Source organism: Mesorhizobium sp. WSM4884, assembly GCF_029625675.1.
GTDB lineage: Bacteria > Pseudomonadota > Alphaproteobacteria > Rhizobiales > Rhizobiaceae > Mesorhizobium.
Genome location: NZ_JARTVO010000012.1, coordinates 50,030 through 71,529, shown reverse-complemented (window position 1 = coordinate 71,529; position 21,500 = coordinate 50,030). Strand labels below are relative to the sequence as shown.

The following is a 21,500-nucleotide window of genomic DNA, read 5'->3' as shown; positions in this document are numbered from 1 at the left end:
ATATGGACGGGCTGATGAAGGGCAAGCGCGGGCTTGTCATGGGTGTCGCCAACGATCATTCGATCGCCTGGGGCATCGCCAGGAAATTGTCCGAGCACGGAGCGGAGCTTGCTTTCACCTACCAGGGCGATGCCTTTGGGCGGCGAGTCAAGCCGCTTGCCGAAAAGCTCGGCGCTCCGCTGGTCGTGCCTTGCGACGTCGAGGACAGCGCCTCCGTCACCGCCACCTTCGAGACGCTTCGCGAAGCCTGGGGCGGGCTGGATTTCGTCGTCCACGCCATCGGCTTCTCCGACAAGAACGAACTCAAGGGCCTCTACGCCGACACCAGCCGCGACAATTTCGTCCGCACCATGGTGATCTCATGCTATTCCTTCACCGAGATCGCCCGCAATGCCGCCGCCCTGATGACGAACGGCGGCTCGATGATCACGCTGACCTATGCCGGGTCGGTGCGGGTCATGCCCAACTACAACGTCATGGGCGTCGCCAAGGCCGGCCTCGAGGCAAGCGTGCGCTATCTCGCAAACGACTACGGCCCGCGCGGCATCCGCGTGAACGGCATCTCGGCGGGGCCGGTGCGGACGCTCGCCGGTTCCGGCGTGTCCGATGCGCGCCATATGTTCTCCTATCAGCAGCGCAATTCGCCGCTGCGCCGCACGGTGACCATAGACGAGGTCGGCGGCTCGGCGCTCTACCTGCTGTCGGATCTGTCTTCGGGGGTCACCGGCGAAATCCACTATGTCGATTCCGGCTACCACATCGTGTCCATGCCGGCGCTCGAGGAACTGAAGCAGAACGACGGCGGCCGCGAATAATTCGCTAACGCAAAAAGTACTTCCAGTAAAATTGGATGCATTGGCGGAAACCCATTTTAAGGAGGTATCCGCTAAAAGGCCCTGCAGTTCAGGGACCTTGCATGTCTACAGTCCGCAACCCGAAGCGAACACCGCTGTTCCGGCTTATCACCATCGCCAGCTCGGGCATGGGCAGTTTCATCCTCGGGCTCTGGGGACTGCGGTTCGGCTTTGGCGATGGCCTGGCCGGCATGCCTGCGGAGACGATGGCGGGTATCATCGCCGCGCTCTGCGCCCTTTCCGCCGGTGGCGCCGCCCTGTCCTTCTTCGCGGGCGTCGATGAATCGGCCGAATACGTCTTCAAGGAAACGCATTTCGACAAGATGACCGGCCTGCTGTCGCGCCCGGCCATCGTCGGCAAGGTCGCAGCCGCCGCGTCGGAAACGATCGAGACCGGCGAACCGGTCTATCTGATCGATATCGACATCGACCGCTTCAAACAGATCAACGATGCCATAGGCTACAGCCATGGCGACGAGCTGATCCGCGCCTTCACCAAAAGGCTGAAGGAAACCATGCCGGAAGTTGCCGTGATCGGACGGCTCGGCGCCGGCGAATTCGCCGTGCTCTTGCCCGACCGCGAGATCCGAGGATCGCTCGAACGGTTCCTCGAAGCGTTTATCAACCGGATGTTGGAACCCTACCAGCTGCAGACACACCTGCAGTCGGTCAGCATGTCCGTCGGTATAGTGGCGATGCCGAAGGACGGCGTCGATCCTGTGCTCGTCCTTCGCCGCTCGAACCTGGCGCTGCAGAATGCGCGCGCAAGCGGCGTCGGCAACTGGTCGGTCTTCCACGCCGATATGGGACGGGTGGCGGACTACCGGCAATGGATCGAATCCGAGCTGAAGACCGCGTTCGACCGCGGCGACTTCAGCCTCCACTATCAGCCGCAATTCGACATGCCGACCGGCCGCGTGGTCGGTTACGAGGCGCTGATCCGCTGGAAGCATCCGGAGCGCGGCATGATCCCGCCGATGGAGTTCATTCCGATCGCCGAGGAGACCGGCATGATCAATCCGATCGGCGAATGGGTGCTGCGCAAGGCCTGCAGCGACGCTCAATATCTGCCGGAGGATTGCTTCGTCGCCGTCAACATCTCGCCGGTCCAGTTCATGACCAAGGACTTTGTCGGCATCGTGCGCGAGACCATGGCATCGACCGGCATCAAGCCGTCGCGGCTTGAGCTCGAAGTCACCGAGACGGCGATGATGCAGGACCGTGACCGTGCGGCCGTCATCCTGCAGCAGCTCGCCGACATGGGTATCTCGGTGGCCGTCGATGATTTCGGCACCGGTTATTCCAATCTGAGCTACCTGATCGACTTCTCGTTCGGCAAGCTCAAGATCGACCGCTCCTTCGTCAGCCGCATCGACACCGATTCCAGTTCGGGTGCAGTCGTCTCGACCATCGTCGGACTGTCGCGGGCGCTCGGCGTCGGCATCATCGCCGAAGGCGTCGAGACCGAGAACCAGGCAACGCTGCTGAGGGCCGCCGGCTGCGAGGTGGTGCAGGGCTATCTGTACGGCCGGCCAGCGCCGCTCAAGATCGAGCTCGGCCAGGCGCGGCCCGTCTTTAGCACGCGCGAGCCGGCACGCATCGTCAGCCTGCAGTAGCGCGCGGATCGCGTTGGCGCGGTACGCTGAACCGCTCCAACTATTTGTTTTAGGCAATTCCGAACGGAAACCGCTGCGCAGTTTTCCTGGAATTGCTCTTTTTCTTTGTCGCAAATCCGAACGGAAAACCGCTGCGCACTTTTCCTGAAATTGCTCTTTTTCTTTGTCGCAATTCCGAACGGAAAACCGCTGCGCACTTTTCCTGGAATTGCTCTTACCGTCGCGCTGAAAACACCTTGAACATGCCATCGCTCGCGACCTCGGCGTGGCTGGAGAAGGTGGCCGCCAGCATCTGCTCGTAAGGAAGCTGGCGATTGGCGACCATGAACAGGCGTCCACCTGGTTTCAGCGCCTTCGATGCCGCCCGGATCATGCCGGCGCCGATGCCCGGCTCCGCCGCCCGGCCGGTGTGGAAAGGCGGGTTCATGACGATCGCGTCATAGCGTCGTTCGACCGTTTCGGTCAGCAGATCGGTCCAGAAGAAACGTGGCTCGACGGCACCGCGGACATTGAGCCTGGCTGCTTCCAGGGCTTCGAAATCCGCTTCGTAGAGATCCAGAGCGGAGAGCCCCGTCGAGCGTTCCGCCACTTTCGCCGCCAGGTAGCCCCAGCCGGCGCAGAAATCGGCGGCGTTGCCCGCAAGACCCTGCGGCAGGCTATCCAGCAGAAGCTTCGACCCCGCGTCGACGCGATCGAAGGAGAACATGCCCGGCGCGGTACGAAAGCGGCCTTCCACAACCAGATCGGGGTTGGAGATACGAAGCGCCTCGGCCGCCTCCGCTCCGGCCCGGCGGAACCAGAAGGCGACGCCGTGATGTTTCGGCAGATGCGCTTCGAGCGGGACCAGCCCATCGATGCGTTTGCGCAGGCTGTCGACGCCGTCCTCCTTGCCGCCCGCGACGACAATCAGCCCGCCCGGAGACACGCGCTCGATCGCCTCGGCGATGCGCAGCTCGTTCTGGCCGCGATGCCGGCCACAGAGCACCAGGGCGGCGTCGAAGGCAGAACCTTCCGCCCGCGGCGTGACCGTGTAGCCTGACGCCTGCAGGGCGCGGAAATGCGGCCGGAAGCCTTGCACGAGATGCAGCGCCGCATCGAAGCCGTCGGGCAGCCGGAAGCCCGGCTCCGCGCCCAGGAACAGAACGTGGGCCTGTTTTTGCGGCAAAGGCAGCGCCTCGGCCTCAAAGGGATGAAACAGGGTCTTCAGCGGCTCGGCGGCCATCGCCTTCAAACTCTAAACAAAAACGGGCGCGACCTCGCGGCGCGCCCGTCCTGATTATCAGGTCCAGCCGATCAGGCGGCGTCTTCCTCGCCTTCCGGCTTCTTCTTCTCCTGAACGATTTCCTTGCCGGTCGCCTGGTCGACGACCTTCATCGACAGGCGGACCTTGCCGCGCTCGTCGAAGCCCATCAGCTTGACCCAAACCTTGTCGCCTTCCTTGACGACGTCGGAGGTCTTGGCGACGCGCTCATTGGCGAGCTGCGAGATGTGGACGAGGCCGTCGCGCGGGCCGAAGAAGTTGACGAAGGCGCCGAAGTCGGCCGTCTTCACGACCGTGCCTTCGTAGATCTCGCCGACTTCCGGCTCGGCAACGATGGTGTGGATCCACTTGCGCGCCGCCTCGATCTCCTTGGCGTTGGCCGAAGCGATCTTGACCGTGCCGTCGTCCTCGATGTTGATCTTGGCGCCGGTCTTCTCGACGATCTCGCGGATCACCTTGCCGCCCGAGCCGATGACGTCGCGGATCTTGTCGGTCGGGATGTGCATGACCTCGATGCGCGGCGCGAACTCGCCAAGCTCGGCGCGCGAAGACGAGATTGCATGCGCCATCTCGCCGAGGATGTGCAGGCGGCCGTCCTTGGCCTGGCCGAGCGCGATGCCCATGATCTCCTCGGTGATGCCGTCGATCTTGATGTCCATCTGCAGCGAGGTGACGCCATTGGCGGTGCCGGCGACCTTGAAGTCCATGTCACCGAGGTGGTCCTCGTCGCCGAGGATGTCGGAAAGCACCGCGAAGCGTTCGCCTTCCTTGATCAGGCCCATGGCGATGCCGGCGACGGGCTTGGCGATCGGCACGCCGGCATCCATCAGCGCCAGCGAGGTGCCGCAGACGGTCGCCATCGAGGACGAGCCGTTGGACTCGGTGATCTCGGAGACGACGCGCAGCGTGTAGGGGAACTGGTCGGCGGAGGGCAGCATCGGGCGGATGGCGCGCCACGCCAGCTTGCCGTGGCCGATCTCGCGACGGCCCGGCGAGCCCATGCGGCCGGTTTCACCGACCGAATAGGGCGGGAAGTTGTAGTGGAGGAGGAACTTCTCCTTGTACATGCCGGTGAGCGAGTCGACATACTGCTCGTCCTCGCCGGTGCCGAGCGTGGCCACGACCAGCGCCTGGGTCTCGCCGCGGGTGAACAGCGCCGAACCATGGGTACGCGGCAGGACGCCGACCTCGGAGACGATCTTGCGGACGGTCTTCAGGTCACGGCCGTCGATGCGCGAACCGGTATCGAGGATGTTCCAGCGCACGACCTTGGCCTGGAGCTCCTTGAAGACGGTGCCGATCTGCTCGGAGGCGTACTTGGCCTCCTCGCCCTCAGCCGGAGCGAACGCTGCCTTGACCTTCGCCTTGACGGCGTCGACGGCGGCGTAACGCGACTGCTTGTCAGTGATCTTGTAAGCCTCGCGCAACTCGTCGCCGACGATCTTCAGCATCTCGGCCTCGAGCTCGGAATAGTCCGGAGCGGTGAAGTCGCGCGGCTCCTTGGCGGCGACCTCGGCCAGCTTGATGATCGCGTCGATCACCGGCTGGAAGCTCTTGTGGCCGAACATGACGGCGCCGAGCATCAGGTCTTCCGAGAGCTCCTTGGCCTCGGATTCGACCATCAGCACGGCGTCGGCTGTGCCGGCGACGACGAGGTCGAGCTTCGATTCCTCCATCTCGTCGAGATGCGGGTTGAGCACGTACTCGCCGTTGATATAGCCGACGCGTGCGCCGCCGATCGGGCCCATGAAAGGCACGCCGGAGAGCGTGAGCGCGGCCGAGGTGGCGACGATCGACAGGATGTCCGGATCGTTCTCGAGGTCATGCTGGACGACGGTGACGACGATCTGGGTGTCGTTCTTGTAGCCGTCGGCGAAGAGCGGACGGATCGGGCGGTCGATCAGGCGGGAAACCAGCGTTTCCTTCTCGCTCGGACGGCCCTCGCGCTTGAAGTAGCCGCCCGGGATCTTGCCGGCGGCATAGGTCTTTTCCTGGTAGTTGACGGTGAGCGGGAAGAAATCGAGGCCGGGCTTCGGTTCCTTCATCGAAACGACGGTGGCAAGCACCACGGTCTCGCCATAGGTGGCGAGCACCGCGCCGTCGGCCTGGCGGGCGATCTTGCCGGTTTCCAGGATGAGCGGACGGCCGCCCCACTCGATTTCCACTTTGTGCTGATTGAACATATCTTGTCCTTCATATGCGGAAAGGGCCGCGCCGTCTCAACGGTCGCATCCCTTCCCTGGCTTCCTTCGGGCAGCCACGGGCAAGACAACGGGAAGCTCGATAAGTCCGACCCCACAAGCCGAGCGAGCATCCTGCAATCCTGCCCCATGACCGTCCACGGGCGGTTCCGAATGGCCCTTTGCACTTCCGGAACCGGTCTGGCCGACCGGTCGGCCAGCCTTGCGCGTGACGTCGAAAACCCCTGTTTCCGAGACGCGCCACGCGCGAAGTTCCCGGAGCGTATTCGCTCCATTTCAGCATCGAAACACCGGACCATCCGATGCGCCAATGCGCGACCGGCGGACTCTCCGGAGAGAGCCCGCCGGTCAATTCGTCAACGACGCAGACCGAGCTTGTCGATCAACGTCTGATAGCGCGCGTCGTCCTTGCGCTTGAGGTAATCAAGCAAGCTGCGGCGCTGGGAAACGAGAGCAAGCAGGCCACGGCGGGAATGGTTATCCTTCTTGTGGTCCTTGAAGTGCTCCGTCAGGTTCTTAATGCGCTCGGAAAGGATGGCAACCTGGACTTCCGGGGATCCGGTATCGCCCTTCGCGGTTGCGAATTCAGTCATCAGTTCCTTCTTGCGCTCGGCAGTAATCGACATCGTGTTTTTCCTTATCTGTTCGAGGAAACGGGACGCCCACAGCCGGGATGTCGTCCAGCAGGGGCCGGTGCAAGCAACGCGTCAGGGCGCGAAGCTGCGGCGCATATAGTGCAATTCCGGGCAAAACACCAGCCCAATTGTCAGGCCGGCTTGTCGCAGGTTCTTGCCGCAAAAACATAGGGTTCAGCCGCTACAGCCACTTCTTCCATTTGAAGAAGGCAACGAGCCCGACAGCGACGATCAACATGAACACCAGTGCTGCCGGGTAGCCGTAGTAAGCCTTCAGCTCCGGCATGTTCCAGGGCGAGCTTTCCGGCTCGAAGTTCATGCCCCAGACACCGACGAGGAAAGTGAGCGGCATGAAGATAACCGACACGATCGTCAGATAGGAGATGACATCGTTGGTGCGAGCCTGGGTCAGCGACAGGTGCATCTCTATCAGGCCGGTCAGCATGTCGCGCTGGTTTTCGACCAGCTCGATCAGCCGCAGCGAATGGTCGAGCGTGTCGTTGAAGAAGATCTTGGTCTCGGCCTTCACAAAGGGCACGTCGTTGCGGATCAGCGTCGCCAGCGCATCGCGCATCGGCCACAACACGCCCTTCAGCACGTTGGCATCGCGCCGCAACTCATGCAACTGCCGCATCTGATGCTTGTGCGGCGTGTTCAGCATCTGATCCTCGATGCCGTCGACCAATTCGCTCGCCGTTTCGATCGGCGGGAAATAGCTGTCGACGATGGCATCGATCAGCGCATAGGCAAGGTAGTCGGCGCCGCGCGAGCGCAGGCGATTGGGCATGGCCGCCGCGATACGCTTGCGCACAGGGTCGAACGGATCGCCCTCACGTTCCTGGAAGGTGACGACGAAGTTCCTGCCGAAGAACACCGCGATCTGCTCGTAGCGATGGGCGGTGACATCGTCGATCATGCGCATGACGACGAAGGCGTGATCCTCGAAGAAATCCACCTTGGGTCGCTGGCCGGTGTTGACGACATCCTCCAGCGCCAGCGGGTGCAGATTGAAAATCCGCCCGATCTCCTCGATCAGTTGGATGTTGGCGAGGCCGGTGCAGTCCAGCCAGACGACCGGCCAGCGGTCGCAATGGGTATTGAGCTCGTCGATGCTGGCATTGTCGATGGTCTTGAATTTCTCGGGCGAGATCAGTGTCAGCCGAAGCTCGCTGCGCCGCGCCGCCGGATCGGCGATGAGCGTGCCCGGCGACGCCCCGACCGGCGGTCGGCGGATGTTGAGCGGCGCCCGTTTCCTGACGGTATCAGCCTTTGCCATGAGCTCCTCGGGCGCGAAATCGAAACCGAAACTACTTTACGCAATTCCAGGCCGAGAACCGTACGCGCTTTTCCTGGAATTGATCCAGCCGAGCGCCGTCAACCGGTAAAGACCCGCTTGGGCTTGAACATGCCCTGCTCGATGGCGCCGATGGCGACGAGCTTGCCGCGCGCCGTGGCGCATGCCTCGTCGGCCTCGACCGGCGCATCGCGGCCGCGAATGATGACGGGATTGCCGAGGCGGATCTTGGTCGCCGCGTCGTCGCTGACGGCGACCTGGGGCAGGCAATCGAGCGCGACAGCGGTATCGACCAGCAACGCGTCGATGGCGCTGAAATCGATCGGCGCCCCGGCCTCGTCCTGGCCTTCATCAGTTTTGCCGCTGAAGCGCGCCGCTTCGAGCTCGGCGACGGTGACGAAATCCTCCGCCGTGAACGGCTCGACCTCGACGCGGCGCAATTCGGCTATATGGCCGAAGCAGCCCAGATCGCGGCCCATGTCGCGCGCCAGCGAGCGTACGTAAGTGCCCTTGCCGCATTCGACCTCGAAGACGCTGCGGTCGCCACCATGCTCGACGAGATCGAGACGTCCGATCTCGATCTCGCGCGCAGGGATATCGACCGTCTCGCCGTCGCGGGCGAGGTCGTAGGCGCGTTCGCCGGCGATCTTGATGGCCGAGAATTGCGGCGGCGTCTGCATGATGACACCCGTGTATTTCGGCAGCAGCGCTCTCACCTCGGCCTCGGCCGGGCGCTGGCCGGAACTGTTCGTCACCGGGCCTTCGAGGTCGTCGGTCGAGCGTTCCTCGCCCCATGCAACGGTGAAGCGGTAGACCTTGGCACCGTCCTGAACGTAAGGCACGGTCTTCGTCGCCTCGCCGAGCGCGATCGGCAGCATGCCGGAGGCCAGCGGATCGAGCGTGCCGGCATGGCCGGCCTTCTCCGCCTGGAACAGCCATTTGATCTTCGAGACCGCCTCGGTCGAGCCCATGCCGACCGGCTTGTCCAGCACCACCCAGCCGGAAACCGGCCGGCCCTTCCTCTTGCCGCGACGCGCCACTTAGCCCTCGTCCTTGTCGTTGTTCTCATTCTGGTCATCGAGATCGCGCGCGACTTCGGGCGACTTCAGCAACTCGTTGATCCTGGCGAAATTGTCGAAGGAAGTATCGAGCCGGAAGCGGATCTCCGGCATGTACTTCATCTGCCGCAGCGCGCCGGTGATGCGGCCGCGGATGAATTTCGCATGCTTGTTGAGGGCGCCCACCACGGAATCGGCGTCACCGACGCCCAGCGGTGAAACGAAGGCGGTAGCGATCTTGAGGTCGGGCGACATGCGCACCTCGGAGACCGAGACGACGGTGTTCTCGATCACCGGGTCGATGATCTCGCCGCGCTGCAAGGTCTCGGAGAGGGCATGGCGCACCTGCTCGCCGACGCGCAGCATGCGCTGGGAGGGGCCTGATGTTGTTGGACGGGACATTTCTTCAATCCTGAAATCGTGAAGCGCGGGATGGGACCGCGCCACATGTCTCAAATACGAATAAGGTCTGGGCGGCAGCCTTTCGGCCGCCGCCCGGGTCATTCCGGCTAGTATATCCGAATTTAGAGCGTCCTGCTCACCATCTCGACGCGGAAGCACTCGATGACGTCACCGACACGCATGTCCTCGTAGTTCTGGAAGGCCATGCCGCATTCCTGGCCGACCGGCACTTCCGGAACCTCGTCCTTGAAGCGCTTGAGTGTCTTCAACGTGCCTTCGTGGACGACGACGTTGTCGCGGATCAGGCGGACGCCCGCGCCACGTTCGACCTTGCCTTCGGTGACGCGGCAGCCGGCGATCTTGCCGACCTTCGAGATGTCGAAGATCTCGAGGATCTCGGCATTGCCGATGAAGGTCTCGCGCCGCTCCGGCGAGAGCATGCCGGAGAGCGCCGCCTTCACATCGTCGACCAGGTTGTAGATGATCGAGTAGTAGCGGATCTCGATGCCCGCGGCGGTCGCCGCGGCACGCGCCTGCGCATTGGCTCGGACGTTGAAGCCGATGATCGCGGCACCCGAGGTTTCGGCCAGCGACACGTCGCTTTCGGTGATGCCGCCAGCGCCGGCGTGCACGATGCGCGCGCGCACCTCGTCGTTGCCGAGCTTTTCGAGCGCGGCATTGATCGCCTCGATCGAGCCCTGCACGTCGCCCTTGATGACCAGCGGGAATTCCTTAAGCCCGCTCGTCTGCAACTGCGACATCATCTGCTCGAGCGAACCGCGCTGGCCGGCGTGCTTGGCCACCGCCTTCTCGCGCGCCAGGCGCTGACGGTACTCGGTGATTTCACGCGCGCGCGCCTCGTTGTTGACGACGGCGAAGCGGTCGCCCGCCTGCGGCGTGCCCTGCAGGCCGAGCACCTCGACCGGCATCGCCGGCGGCGCTTCCGGCACATGCTCGCCGCGATCGTTGACGAGTGCGCGGACACGGCCCCATTCGTTGCCGGCGACGAGAATGTCGCCCGGCATCAGCGTGCCGGTCTGGACCAGAACGGTGGCAACGGGACCACGACCCTTGTCGAGCTTGGCCTCGATGACCGCGCCTTCGGCGGTGCGGTCGGGGTTGGCCTTGAGGTCGAGGATTTCGGCCTGCAGCAGGATCGCCTCGAGCAGCTTGTCGATGTTGGTGCCCTTGGTCGCCGACACTTCGACGTCCAGCACTTCGCCGCCCATCGATTCGACGAACACTTCATGGCGCAGGAGTTCGGCGCGCACCTTTTGCGGGTCGGCGTCGCGCTTGTCGATCTTGTTGATCGCCACGATGATCGGGACGCCGGCTGCCTTGGCGTGATTGATCGATTCGATCGTCTGCGGCATCACGCTGTCGTCGGCCGCCACCACCAGCACGGCGATGTCTGTGACCTGGGCGCCGCGGGCGCGCATGGCCGTGAAGGCGGCGTGGCCGGGCGTGTCGATGAAGGTGATCTTCTGACCATTCTTCTCGACCTGATAGGCGCCGATGTGCTGGGTGATGCCGCCGGCCTCGCCGGAAACGACATTGGCGTTGCGGATTGCATCGAGCAACGAGGTCTTGCCGTGGTCGACATGGCCCATGATCGTCACGACGGGCGGACGCGACACCAGGTCTTCCGGACGGTCGGCGATGTTGAACAGGCCTTCCTCGATGTCGGACTCGGCAACGCGGCGAACCGTGTGGCCGAATTCCGAAGCAACCAGTTCGGCCGTGTCGGCGTCGATGACGTCGCCCGGCTTCAAGATCTGGCCCTGCTTCATGAAGAACTTGACCACGTCCACGGCGCGCTCGGACATGCGCTGCGCCAGTTCCTGGATGGTGATGGTTTCGGGCAGGATCACTTCACGCATGACTTTCTCGCGCGGCTCGTTGTGCAGCGCGCGTTTGAACTTCTCCTGGCGGCGTCGCATCGACGACAGCGAACGGCCGCGCGCATCCTCGTCGGAAAGCGCCGAATTCAGCGTCAGCTTGCCGCGGCGGCGGTCTTCCTCGCCCTTAGTGGGCTTGGCCGGACGCGCCACCTCGGGCGTGGCGAGACGGCGAGCGGGCGCACCGGCACCACCGCCGCCAGCACCGGCACGCCTCGGCTTGACCTCCTCGTCGTCATCGGCCGTGGCAACGTCCGCGGCCTGCGGCGCGCGGCGGCGGGCCTCTTCCTCGGCACGACGGCGGGACTCGGCCTCGGCCTGGAGACGCGCCTCTTCCTCGGCCTGACGGCGCGCGGATTCCTCGCGCTCGCGCTTGCGGCGTTCTTCTTCCTCGGCGCGGCGCTTGGCCTCTTCCTGAGCGCGCTGGCGGTCCTCGATCTCGCGGGCCTTGGAGCCTTCGAGCGCCCTGCGGCGCGCTTCCATCTCGCCACGCGACAACTCATTCAGCACCATGCCCGAGCGTTCCGGCTGCGGCGGCGCCTTCGGCGCTTCCTGCACGGCAGGTGCCGGCGCCGCTGCAGCTGTGGGCTTGGGCGTGAAGACGGACGGCGCCACCGGCTCCGGCTTGTCGCCAGGCAGCGAGAACTTGCGCTTCTTGGTCTCGACCACGACCGACTTGGTGCGGCCGTGCGAGAAATTCTGGCGCACGGTGCCCTGCTCGAGGCCGGGGCGCTTCAGCGTCAAGGTCTTCTTCGGCGTAACGCTCAACGTCTTGTCGTCGCCCGATTTCGTATCACTCATTCCATATCCTCTGCGGCATCATCTTCGTCGGCAACGGCCGCAAGCATTGCCAAATCGTCCGGGGTCCCGCCCCGATACCGGTCGAGCGCGACCATGCGCTTCTCGACCGCTTTTCCTGCGTCCTGCGCGAGGACGGCAGCATGTATCACATTTGTGCCCCCCAATGCCAAGCTCAACTCGGCCTCGGGGAAAAGTTTGTAGGCAAGGATGGCGGGGCCGCCGAGATGAACGGTTGCCCGCCGTGCCTGGCTGATCTTGCGGACGCCGTCGTCCGAGGCCTCAGCCGCGTGCAGCACGAAGAGTGCCTGCCCGTCACGCACGGCAGCCTCTACCTTGGCGGCGCCGAGAACGACCGCTCCAGCCTTGCGAGCAAGACCCAGCATGCCCAGGGCGGATCGGGAAAGCAGCCCGTCGACCATGTCGCCGAGATCGGCCGGAACCGCGACCTGCGCCTTGAAGGCGCGGCCAAACAGGTTCTTCGCCGCTGCCTTCTCGATATGTAGGCGATCAGCGGTGACCCAGCAACCGCGGCCGGGCAGATTTCTCTTGATGTCCGGAACGACGGCCGAATCCGGGCCGACGACGAAGCGGATCAGCTCATCCGCTTCGGCCTGCCTGCGCGTAACGATGCAGGTGCGATCGTTCATCTCGTCCACGGGCCTTGCGACTGGTGGTCACCTCACGCACCGACGGTTTCGCCGGCCGATTCTTCCTCAGCGGCCAGTTCTTCCTCGGATATCCAGCCGGCCTTCTTGCGCGCGGCCAGCACCATCTGCTCGGCATCGGCGCGCGAGACGCCGTGATCGGCGAGCACGCCGGGATAGACCTTGGTCTCGCCGTCCTTGCGCTCCTTCCAGCCGATCAGATCATCGGCGGCGTAGCCGGCGAAGTCCTCGATCGTCTTCACGCCATCCTCGCCAAGCGTCACCATCATGGCCGTAGTGATGCCGGGAATCTCGCGCAACTCGTCCTGGACGCCGAGCGCCTTGCGCTTCTCGTCGTGCTCGGCCTCGATCTTCTCCAGATATTCGCGGGCGCGCGACTGGATTTCCGACGCGGTGTCCTCGTCGAAGCCGTCGATCGAGGAGATCTCACCTGAGTCGACATAGGCGACTTCCTCGACGCTGGTGAAGCCTTCGGAGGCGAGCACCTGGCCGACCATCTCGTCGACGTCGAGGGCTTCCATGAAGAGTGCCGAGCGCTCGACGAATTCCTTCTGGCGACGCTCGCTCTCTTCCTGCTCGGTCAGGATGTCGATGTCCCAGCCGGTGAGCTGCGAGGCGAGGCGCACGTTCTGACCGCGGCGGCCGATGGCCAGCGACAGCTGGTCGTCCGGCACCACCACCTCGATGCGCTCGGCATCCTCGTCGAGCACCACCTTGGCGACCTCCGCCGGCTGCAAGGCGTTGACGATGAAGGAAGCGGCCGAAGGCGACCACGGAATGATGTCGATCTTCTCGCCCTGCAATTCGCCGACCACCGCCTGGACGCGGCTGCCGCGCATGCCGACGCAGGCGCCGACCGGATCGATCGAAGAATCGCGCGAGATGACTGCGATCTTGGCACGCGAGCCCGGATCGCGGGCGACCGACTTGATCTCGATGATGCCGTCGTAGATTTCCGGCACTTCCATGGTGAAGAGCTTGGCCATGAACTGCGGATGGGTACGCGACAGGAATATCTGCGGACCGCGCTGCTCGCGGCGCACGTCGTAGACATAGGCGCGGACGCGGTCGCCGTACTTGTAGTTCTCGCGCGGGATCAGCTCGTCGCGGCGGATGATCGCCTCGCCGCGGCCAAGGTCGACGATGACGTTGCCGTATTCGACGCGCTTGACGGTGCCGTTGACGATCTCGCCGATGCGGTCCTTGTACTCGTCATACTGACGATCACGCTCGGCCTCTCGCACCTTCTGCACGATGACCTGCTTGGCCGACTGGGCGGCGATGCGGCCGAAATCCATCGGCGGCAGCTGCTCGGCGATGAAATCGCCGATCTGGGCATCGGGATTGCGCTCGCGCGCCGTGGAAAGTGCGATCTGCGTCGCGTAGTCCTCGACTTTCTCGACCACCTCCATCAGCCGCTGGAGCTTCATCTCGCCCGTATTGGGATTGATGTCGGCGCGGATGTTGGTTTCCTGACCGTAGCGCGAGCGCGCCGCCTTCTGGATCGCATCGGCCATGGCGGCGATGACGATCTGCTTGTCGATCGACTTTTCACGCGCGACCGCATCGGCGATCTGCAGCAGTTCGAGCCTGTTGGCGCTTACAACCATTGTCTTTCTCCCGACTTCGCACCGGGCACACGGCCCGAAAGCTCAATCAACTTTCCTGTTCTGTTTCGTTTCCTTCGCCGGCGACGGCATCTTCCGCTTCACCCCGGCGTTTCTTTGCTTCCTTGCGGGCCCGGTTGTCCTTCGACAGGGCCTCGCGGATGAGGTCGTCGGTCAGCACGAGCCGCGCCTCGGAAATCGCATCAAAGGGCACGCGCACCGTCGGCTCTTCGCCGTAGGCCGCCTTATCGCGCTCCAGCAGGATGCCGTCGGCGTCCGCCTCGGCGATCTTGCCCTTGAAGCGCTTGCGGTCGCCAATGAGGACCGAGGTCTCCATCTTGACCAGATGGCCGGTCCAGGTGGCGAAATCCGACTTGCGCACCAGCGGCCGGTCGATGCCGGGCGATGACACTTCGAGATGATACGCCTTTTCGATCGGATCCTCGACATCAAGTGCGGGCGAAACCGCGCGGCTGACCTCTTCGCAATCCTCGACGGTCATGGTGCCGTCCTCGCGCTCGGCCATGATCTGCAGCGTCAGCCCGTTCTGTCCGGTCAGTTGCACCCGCACCAGGCGAAAGCCGATGGCTTTGAGCACCGGCTGCACGATCAGCGCAATGCGCGCATCAATGCCGCTTTCGCGGATGATACGGTCGTCGGCTTCGCTTGCCGCTGCGGTCATTGGATCCCTGTCGCTTTGTCGCTCCGGCCGGCAGGTAATAAAAAAGAGCGGGACCGGGTGGACCCACTCTTCGTCATACCGACCAAGAATTTGAAGCCGATATAGACGATCCCGGCCGGCGTTTCAAGCCTGACGGTGACAGCAGACAAAGTTGACCGCAGGATCAGCACTGCCTCTGGAGCATGACGGCCACGCGCCAGCGCCACTGTGATTTCCGTCTGCCAGCACCTATCTATGTTGCAGTGCAAAAAGAAAGGTCGCGAGCGGTGGCACGCGAAGGGTATTTGTCATGGACCGCGGATTGTTTTTCGTAATCGGTGATTTTCTAACCACGTTCGGCAGCGCCGCAGCCGCATCGCGCTCCGTCGAGGCCGGCCGCAAGCCGCGCCGCGGCGATCTGAAGAAGCTCGGCATCGACCCTACCGCCTTCGACAAGATCGGGCGCTTCTAAATTAGGGGGCAGGTGACTGGGGCGCTTCGCCCTCTGAGATTTCCGGGGCTACTTCCGGATAAAGGTCAAATAGGCAGGCCGCCCTCCCTCGCGGATAGCCTTGGACTCGTAGCGCGTGCCGGGCCAGCCCTGATAGGAGGTGTGCCAATCGGCGGCCTCGCTCGCCTGCCAGGCGAAGTTGCCATTGGCACGGCAGGCGAGCAGCGTCCAGTTCACGTAGCTGTCGATATCGGAGGCGAAGCGGAACCTGCCGCCCGCTTTCAGCACCCGGACGAACCGATCGAGATTGGCCGAGTTGACGAAGCGCCGCTTCCAGTGCTTCTTCTTCGGCCAGGGATCGGGATAAAGCAAATCGATGCCGTCGAGCGAGGCCGGCGGCAGCCAGTCGAGCAGGCGCGTGGCATCGTCGTCATAGACCCTCAGATTGGCCAGCGGCGCCTTGGCGAGCGCCGTCATCATCTTGGCCATGCCGTTGACGAAGGGCTCGACGCCGATGAAGCCGATCGCCGGCGCCTCCGTCGCGCGATGCAAGAGATGCTCGCCGCCGCCGAAGCCGATCTCGAGCTGAAGAGCCGAAACGTTCGCCTTGAACAGCGTGTTGAGATCCGCCGGAGCCTCCGCCGTCAGGTCGAGCCGGTAGGTGCGCAGGCCGCTTTCAAGCGCCGCGGCCTGCTGCGGGCGGATGGTCTTGCCGTGCCGGCGGCCGAAAAATCCTTCGGTCGCGCGGCTCGGCCTGTCGTTTGGCACCATGAATAGGCTTGGCGACGCCGTCAGGCGGCAATCGCATCGGCAACCGCGTCCTTGAGGGCCTTGGCGAGGTCCGTCTTCTCCCAGGAGAAGGAACCGTCGCGGCCGGCCTTGCGGCCGAAGTGGCCATAGGACGAGGTTTTCGCGTAGATCGGCTTGTTGAGGTCGAGATGACGGCGGATGCCGGAAGGCGACAGGTCCATCACCTTGCGCAGCGCCTCCTCCAGCCTGGCCTCGTCGACCTTGCCGGTGCCGTGCAGGTCCACATACACCGACAACGGCTGGGCGACGCCGATGGCGTAGGACAGCTGGATGGTGCAGCGGTCAGCGAGCTTGGCCGCCACCACGTTCTTGGCGAGATAGCGTGCCGCATAGGCGGCCGAACGGTCGACCTTGGTGGTGTCCTTGCCCGAGAATGCGCCGCCGCCATGGGGTGCCGCGCCGCCATAGGTGTCGACGATGATCTTGCGGCCGGTGAGGCCGGCATCGCCGTCGGGACCGCCGATCACGAACTTGCCGGTCGGGTTGATGTACCAGTTGCAGTCTTCGGCGACCTTGAGATCGCCAAGCGCCTCGCGGATATAGGGCTCGACGACCTTGCGGACCTTCTTGGAATCCCAGCTCGAATCGAGATGCTGGGTGGAAAGCACGATCTGCGTCACTTCCGCCGCCTTGCCGTTGGCATAGCGCACGGTGACCTGGCTCTTGGCGTCCGGGCCGAGCTTGCCGGCCTCGCCATTGCCTTCATGGCGCGCGGCGGCCAGGAGTTCGAGAATCTTGTGGCTGTAATAGATCGGCGCCGGCATGAGGTCCGGCGTCTCGCGGCAGGCATAGCCGAACATGATGCCTTGATCGCCGGCACCTTCCTCGCCCTGACGGTCGGCGGCATTGTCGACACCCTGGCCGATATCCGGCGACTGGCCGTGCAGCAGCACTTCGATCTTGGCCGTCTTCCAGTGGAAGCCTGCCTGCTCGTAGCCGATCTCGCGAATTGCCTTGCGGGCGACCGATTTGAACTTGGCCGGATTGACGACAGGGTGGCCCGACGCATCCTTGAGGACGTTGCCGGCCTTGTCCTTCTTCAGCAGGGTCTCGGGAACCCTGACCTCGCCGGCGATGACGACGCGGTTGGTGGTGGCCAGCGTCTCGCAGGCGACGCGCACCTTCCACGGGTCCATGCCCGTCTTCTTGGCTTCGCGATAGACGAGATCGACGATTTCGTCGGAGATACGGTCACAGACTTTGTCGGGATGGCCCTCGGAGACCGATTCCGAGGTGAAGAGATAGTTCTGCCGCGTCACGGGTGTCCCCTCTTGAAAAAAAGATCGGCAGGGCTGCCGATTTTTTGGCGCGCCACGTGTTAGCGGTGCCGGGCGCCGCTCGTCAAGCGGCGCGACGGATCTGGCATGAATGTCGGCACAAGTGGCTTGTGCCACCAGCGGCAGGCACCGCCGGTAGCAGAGCCTGGAATTACTCGGCGTCATCCGGGGAAAGGGACTTCACAAGATCGATGATCCTGCGCCGCACCTTGACGTCGGGTATCTTGACGAAGGCGCGATTGAGCTGAAGTCCCTCCGGGCTGCCGCAGAATTCGATGGCGAACGCCATCGAAGCATCTTCGGCGAATCCTCGATTGCCGGCCCCGGCCTCCTGCCCCGGGGCATCCTCGAAGAAGAACGCGACGGGCACGCTCAGGATTGAGGCGATCGCCTGCAGACGACTGGCCCCAACCCTATTCGTCCCCTTTTCGTACTTCTGGATCTGTTGAAACGTGATACCGAGATTTTCACCCAGCTTTTCCTGGCTCATTCCAAGCATATTGCGACGCAGCCGAATACGACTCCCGACATGGATGTCGATCGGATTCGGCTTCTTCTTGTTCTCTTCTGTCATTTTTTCCTCGCCGAATTTTTCCGGCTTTTTCTATTTTTGCCGCCCAAACGAAGCCGGAGCCACCTGCCCCAACAGACCCCTCCAGCCGACTTCGAGAAAATTTTAGGCGTTACAGTATGAGTTTCTAATGTGCCGACTGTCAATTCACCCGTAGCCGCTGCCTTACATTCAATGTGAAGGCGGCCAGGGCAAACAGCAACATGATCAGCAATCCGTTAATGCGCCGCTGATCGGCGGACAGCAGGGCGTGCCCGGAAATCGGTACATGCGCATCGATGGCGCCGCGCGCGTCGACCGCCAAGGCATCGACGATGCGTCCCCGCGAATCGACAACGGCGGAGATGCCGTTGTTGGCGGCACGCAACAAAGGCAACCCGTTCTCCACCGTGCGAATCTGCGCCTGCCTGAAGTGCTGATACGGGCCTGGAGTGTCGCCAAACCAGGCATCGTTCGTAACGTTCACAATAAGTTCAGATGACGCCGCGTCAACCGCCACAAGGTCAGGAAAAATGACCTCGTAGCAGATGAAGGGCGCGGCGCTGAGGCCGTTCGGCACCGCGATCGGATGCCGCTCGTTGCCGGCGGCGAAATTCATCGGTCCGGCGACGAGCTGACCTATGCCGAAACGCTCGAACAGCTCGGCAAAAGGCAGATACTCGCCGAACGGCACCAGATGCACCTTGTCGACGGCATCGACGATCTCGCCCTTGTCGTTGATTGCCACCACGGAATTGTAATAGCGAGTGCCGGCGTTCCCTGCGCCGCCCTCCTCGCGCACGACGCCGGCGACCAACATCTGGCCCTCGCCCAGCATGTCGCCCAGCGCCGTCAGCGCATCCGGACGCTCGGTGAACAGGAACGGCACGGACGTTTCCGGCCACAGGATCAACTGCGGCTTGGCGTGGCCCTGCTCCGGTGCCTTTGCCGATATCCCCATCAGCGTGGCGAAGATGCGGTCGCGCACCGAGGCATCCCACTTCTCGCTGAGGTCGACGGCGGGCTGGACGATGCGAACGTCGATCGAGCGGGTAGCCGGCTCGGCCGGGGTTGCAAGCCTGAAATAGCCGAAGCCGACATCGGCGGCGACAAGGATGACGGACAGGGCAAGGCCCAACCTCAGATGCCGGCGCGCGGCGACAAGAGCGGGAAGCGAAAAGACGAAGACGGCAAGCGCGTTCATGCCGATCATGCCGGTCACCGACACGCTTTGCATCAGGAGCGGCACCGGCATCGCGGCATAGCCGACGGCGTTCCAGGGGAAGCCGGTGAAGAGGAAGTCGCGCAGCCATTCGGCGAGGCCGAAGCCGAAGGCGAGCGCCGCGATGCGGCCGATATCGCTGCTCCAGAAAAGCCGCGCCACAACTGCCGCAAAGCCGTAGAAAAAGGCGAGCGCGAAGGGGATGCCGACTACTGCCAGGGGCAAAGCCCAGGCGAAGGTGTCGGCCTCGACCAGAAGCGCCTGGCCGATCCACCAGAGGCCAGCGAGGAAATAGCCGAACCCGAACCACCAGCCGATGGCGAAAGCCGGACGGAGGCGACGCAGCCAGCCGTCGGAGGCCTCACCCGTCGAGCCGTCGAGCAGCCAGACCAGTACCGGAAACGAGACGAAGCAGACGGCGAAGAAATCGTAGGGCGCCTGGGCGAGGACCGCGAGCGCTCCGGCGGCAAACGCCACCAGCGCCCGCCGCCACCCCCAAAGCAGAATTATCCGGCCGGCAAAGCGCTGCATATAGCTTCCCAAGTCGCGCGAATCAGGGTGCCAGAGATTTAACAGGCCGCGCCGCCTGCTCCAAATGGCGGTGATTTGAGGGACGGCTTTCTAAGGCGCGTAGCATCGAAGCGCCACACACCTCGGGCGACATGCATCAGCGATGCCAGCCCTCGATCCGCAGACCGCTCAGCCGCTCGGCCTCCTCTTTGGGCACCACCCGCATGGTTTGCGTGAAGGTCCATATATGCCCTTCGGGATCGCGGGCACGGTATTGCCGCTCGCCATAGAAATGGTCGACGGGTTCTTCGAGAATTTCCGCGCCCGCCGCGCGCCTTCTCGCAATGGGCGTCGAGGTCTTCCTGCAAACGGATGTAAACCGACTGAGTGTTCCTGCCGCCGACCGAAGCCGGGCTGGCAATGTGCTCGGCCCATTCGGAATCGACGATGATGTAGCCATCGCCGAACCGCATTTCGGCATGGACGAGCCGTCCATCCGTATCGCTGACCAGCATGCTCGGCTCGAAGCCGAACGCCGCCTGAAGCCAGGCCAGAGCCGTATGCGGATTTTGATAGAAGACGCCGGAACCGAGGACAGCATGCTTGAACGGATCGTCGACCGGCATGACGCGACGAAATCAAGCCTGCTCGGTGCGCGCGGCGCGGCGGCGCTGCCGTTCGCCCTTCGGGCTCTGCACGATGCGCACACGCTTGACGCGGCGCGGATCGGCGTCGAGCACGTGGAATTCGAAGCCCGGTATGGCCTGCACCACTTCGCCCCTGGCCGGGACTCGGCCGAGCGTGTTGAAGATCATGCCGCCGATGGTGTCGACATATTCGCCATGCTCGCCGGCGGCGAAATCCTCGCCGATCATTTTGGCGACCTCGTCGATCTCGGCCTTGCCGTCGACCACGAAGACGCCGTCGCCGGCCTGGGTGATCATCGGCTCGTCGTCATCGTGCTCGTCCTCGATGTCGCCGACCACCATCTCGACGATGTCCTCCAGCGAGGCGAGGCCGTCGGTGCCGCCATATTCGTCGATGACGAGCGCCATCTGGGTGCGCGTCGTCTGCATGCGCCCCATCAGGTCGGAGGCAAGCATGGAGGGCGGCACGAACAGCACCGGTCGGATCAGGTCGAGATCGCCGATGGTGCGCGCGAGGTCGACCTGGGCGAGATCGAGAACGATCGGCGCCGGGGTCTTCCTGTTGGCGCGGCCCTTCTTGACGCGGGCGACCTTGGTGATGTGGGCAAGAACGTCGCGGATGTGGACCATGCCGCGCGGATCGTCGAGCGTTTCGGAATAGACCGGCATGCGGGAATGGCCGGATTGCTCGAAAAGGCCGAGCAGATCGCCGAGCGAGGTGGTGATCTCGACCGCCTCGATGTCGGCGCGCGGCACCATCACATCCTCGACGCGCACCTCACGCAGGCGCAGGATGTTGTTGAGCATGGCGCGTTCGCCGGGCGAGAAGGATTCGGCATCGGTGGCCGTCTCGGCGAGGGCGTCGGCGATCTCCTCGCGCAGGTTGGTGCCGTTGCGGTGCCGGAACAGGCCGAGCACGCGATCGAAGAGCGAAGGACCGGCATGCGAAGGCTCAGCGGCCGCGCTGCCGGTCGGAATACTCGGACTGGAGCCTTCTTCCGACTTTTCGGAAGGCTTGGCCGCACTGCCGGCGTCCGGAAGGGCGGCAGTTTCTGGTTTGTCGTTCATCGCCATCAGGTC

Annotated in this window: 19 protein-coding genes; 3 read left to right on the top strand and 16 right to left on the bottom strand. The window is 63.8% G+C overall.

Annotated elements, in window-relative coordinates:
• Positions 1-2: 2 nt before the first annotated feature.
• The gene (gene fabI, locus P9236_RS19470) at positions 3-815 is read left to right on the top strand and encodes an enoyl-ACP reductase FabI (RefSeq protein WP_278076106.1); all 813 of its coding nucleotides are present in this window, start codon (positions 3-5) and stop codon (positions 813-815) included.
• A 101-nt stretch (positions 816-916) separates the two neighbouring features.
• On the top strand, positions 917-2,470 hold the full coding sequence (locus P9236_RS19465) for a bifunctional diguanylate cyclase/phosphodiesterase (protein ID WP_278076105.1): 1,554 nt from the start codon (positions 917-919) through the stop codon (positions 2,468-2,470).
• Positions 2,471-2,684: 214 nt separating this feature from the next.
• Here P9236_RS19465 and P9236_RS19460 read toward each other — a convergent pair whose 3' ends face one another.
• The 10 genes from P9236_RS19460 to rimP all read right to left on the bottom strand — a co-directional run bounded on the left by P9236_RS19460 (position 2,685) and on the right by rimP (position 14,974).
• The gene (locus P9236_RS19460) at positions 2,685-3,692 is read right to left on the bottom strand and encodes a class I SAM-dependent methyltransferase (RefSeq protein ID WP_278076104.1); all 1,008 of its coding nucleotides are present in this window, start codon (positions 3,690-3,692) and stop codon (positions 2,685-2,687) included.
• Positions 3,693-3,763: 71 nt separating this feature from the next.
• The gene (pnp, locus tag P9236_RS19455) at positions 3,764-5,914 is read right to left on the bottom strand and encodes a polyribonucleotide nucleotidyltransferase (RefSeq protein WP_278076103.1); all 2,151 of its coding nucleotides are present in this window, start codon (positions 5,912-5,914) and stop codon (positions 3,764-3,766) included.
• A gap of 374 nt (positions 5,915-6,288) precedes the next feature.
• Positions 6,289-6,600, bottom strand: coding sequence for a 30S ribosomal protein S15 (gene rpsO, locus P9236_RS19450; protein ID WP_347405196.1), 312 nt, complete (start codon positions 6,598-6,600; stop codon positions 6,289-6,291).
• Between the two features lie 148 nt (positions 6,601-6,748).
• Complete coding sequence (gene corA / locus P9236_RS19445) at positions 6,749-7,843, bottom strand: magnesium/cobalt transporter CorA (RefSeq protein WP_278076102.1); 1,095 nt, start codon at positions 7,841-7,843, stop codon at positions 6,749-6,751.
• Between the two features lie 98 nt (positions 7,844-7,941).
• Positions 7,942-8,901, bottom strand: a complete 960-nt coding sequence (truB, locus tag P9236_RS19440) for a tRNA pseudouridine(55) synthase TruB (RefSeq protein ID WP_278076101.1) — start codon at positions 8,899-8,901, stop codon at positions 7,942-7,944.
• Complete coding sequence (gene rbfA, locus P9236_RS19435; protein WP_278076100.1) at positions 8,902-9,321, bottom strand: 30S ribosome-binding factor RbfA; 420 nt, start codon at positions 9,319-9,321, stop codon at positions 8,902-8,904. It abuts the gene before it with no gap.
• A 122-nt stretch (positions 9,322-9,443) separates the two neighbouring features.
• Positions 9,444-12,020 (bottom strand): translation initiation factor IF-2, encoded by a 2,577-nt coding sequence (gene infB, locus P9236_RS19430; RefSeq protein WP_278076099.1) that lies wholly within the window; start codon positions 12,018-12,020, stop codon positions 9,444-9,446.
• Positions 12,017-12,667: an RNA-binding protein gene (locus P9236_RS19425; RefSeq protein WP_278076098.1), complete on the bottom strand. Its 651-nt coding sequence runs from the start codon at positions 12,665-12,667 to the stop codon at positions 12,017-12,019. Before P9236_RS19425 ends, infB begins: the two co-directional genes overlap by 4 nt.
• A 32-nt stretch (positions 12,668-12,699) precedes the next feature.
• Positions 12,700-14,295 carry a transcription termination factor NusA gene (nusA, locus tag P9236_RS19420; protein WP_278076097.1) on the bottom strand — a complete coding sequence of 532 codons (1,596 nt, stop codon included), beginning with the start codon at positions 14,293-14,295 and terminating at the stop codon, positions 12,700-12,702.
• A 46-nt stretch (positions 14,296-14,341) separates the two neighbouring features.
• Positions 14,342-14,974: a ribosome maturation factor RimP gene (gene rimP / locus P9236_RS19415; protein ID WP_278076096.1), complete on the bottom strand. Its 633-nt coding sequence runs from the start codon at positions 14,972-14,974 to the stop codon at positions 14,342-14,344.
• Positions 14,975-15,275: 301 nt separating this feature from the next.
• Here rimP and P9236_RS19410 point away from each other — a divergent pair, with 301 nt between their 5' ends.
• Complete coding sequence (locus P9236_RS19410; protein WP_278076203.1) at positions 15,276-15,425, top strand: hypothetical protein; 150 nt, start codon at positions 15,276-15,278, stop codon at positions 15,423-15,425.
• Between the two features lie 48 nt (positions 15,426-15,473).
• On the opposite strand, the gene P9236_RS19405 is transcribed toward P9236_RS19410, so the two are convergent.
• The 6 genes from P9236_RS19405 to P9236_RS19380 all read right to left on the bottom strand — a co-directional run bounded on the left by P9236_RS19405 (position 15,474) and on the right by P9236_RS19380 (position 21,488).
• The gene (locus P9236_RS19405; protein WP_278076095.1) at positions 15,474-16,175 is read right to left on the bottom strand and encodes a tRNA (guanosine(46)-N(7))-methyltransferase TrmB; all 702 of its coding nucleotides are present in this window, start codon (positions 16,173-16,175) and stop codon (positions 15,474-15,476) included.
• A gap of 20 nt (positions 16,176-16,195) precedes the next feature.
• Positions 16,196-17,473: a methionine adenosyltransferase gene (gene metK / locus P9236_RS19400; RefSeq protein ID WP_278076094.1), complete on the bottom strand. Its 1,278-nt coding sequence runs from the start codon at positions 17,471-17,473 to the stop codon at positions 16,196-16,198.
• A 169-nt stretch (positions 17,474-17,642) separates the two neighbouring features.
• Positions 17,643-18,065, bottom strand: a complete 423-nt coding sequence (locus tag P9236_RS19395) for a helix-turn-helix transcriptional regulator (RefSeq protein ID WP_126086026.1) — start codon at positions 18,063-18,065, stop codon at positions 17,643-17,645.
• 139 nt (positions 18,066-18,204) lie between these two features.
• Positions 18,205-19,794 (bottom strand): apolipoprotein N-acyltransferase, encoded by a 1,590-nt coding sequence (lnt, locus tag P9236_RS19390; protein ID WP_278076093.1) that lies wholly within the window; start codon positions 19,792-19,794, stop codon positions 18,205-18,207.
• Between the two features lie 136 nt (positions 19,795-19,930).
• Positions 19,931-20,269: a VOC family protein gene (locus tag P9236_RS19385; protein WP_347405194.1), complete on the bottom strand. Its 339-nt coding sequence runs from the start codon at positions 20,267-20,269 to the stop codon at positions 19,931-19,933.
• Positions 20,270-20,411: 142 nt separating this feature from the next.
• Positions 20,412-21,488 carry a hemolysin family protein gene (locus P9236_RS19380; protein WP_278076092.1) on the bottom strand — a complete coding sequence of 359 codons (1,077 nt, stop codon included), beginning with the start codon at positions 21,486-21,488 and terminating at the stop codon, positions 20,412-20,414.
• Positions 21,489-21,500 lie beyond the last annotated feature (12 nt).